The sequence below is a fragment of the Paenibacillus luteus genome (assembly GCF_006542765.1).
In the GTDB taxonomy this organism is placed as follows: domain Bacteria; phylum Bacillota; class Bacilli; order Paenibacillales; family Paenibacillaceae; genus Pristimantibacillus; species Pristimantibacillus luteus.
Genome location: NZ_SKCD01000083.1, coordinates 1 through 779, shown reverse-complemented (window position 1 = coordinate 779; position 779 = coordinate 1). Strand labels below are relative to the sequence as shown.

At 43.6% G+C, this 779-nt stretch carries 2 pseudogenes; both read right to left on the bottom strand.

Annotated elements, in window-relative coordinates:
- Positions 1-391 (bottom strand): annotated as a pseudogene (locus E0496_RS33420) (hypothetical protein); the annotation flags it as partial.
- A gap of 188 nt (positions 392-579) precedes the next feature.
- Positions 580-779 (bottom strand): annotated as a pseudogene (locus E0496_RS35795) (extracellular solute-binding protein); the annotation flags it as partial.

The window sequence follows — 779 nt, the reverse complement described above, 5'->3', positions numbered from 1 at the left end:
CGAGCAAATCTGGAATATCACCAGAAGCAATCGCTACACTTATTTTCTGTTTACCAGCGTCTGCGCCCTTGGTATACCAAAGCGGCTTGATATTGATACCAAGCTCATCGCGATAGGCCTTGATCCAATCACTGTTTTCCCATTTCTCTTCTGTAAAACCGTCAGCAATAGGATCACCGATCATTACGCCCACTGTGAGTTCAACTGGTGGATCGAACTTTGCAGCCGGATCAATCGGCGTATTATCTACTGCTGCCCCGTTGTTGCCCCCGTTTGCTGATGGTCCGTTACTTGCCGTATTGTTGCCATTACCCGAGTTACATCCTGCTAGAAGAGATACGCTTAAAAGTACGGCCGCTGCTGTGGAATACACATTTCTTTTTTTCTTCATCATGCTTGCTCCCCTCTGTTTATCGCCGAATACTTACAAGTTCATCTTACTCTCCACGCAAAAAGAAAACGATTTCAAAATTTCGTGATTTCTTGCACTCTTCCGACTTTTTATCATTGTGAGCGCAAAAAAAAGAAGCTAAGCCTCGTATAGCGAGGATGCTTCTCGTTTCGGTTTTACAAATATCGTTATCGCTTATTGGATTTCCACTCATTTACTTCTCTTGTCACATCCTCCAGACCAATCTTATTCAGCTTGGTGATAAAGGCTTGAAAACCATCGATAGATTCTATTCCCATGATAACCTTTGTGTAATACTCCTCCACCAACTGATCCACCGTTAGAAGGCGGGTGTTCATGGCATCTGTAGAGGCTCCGTAAAATTCAT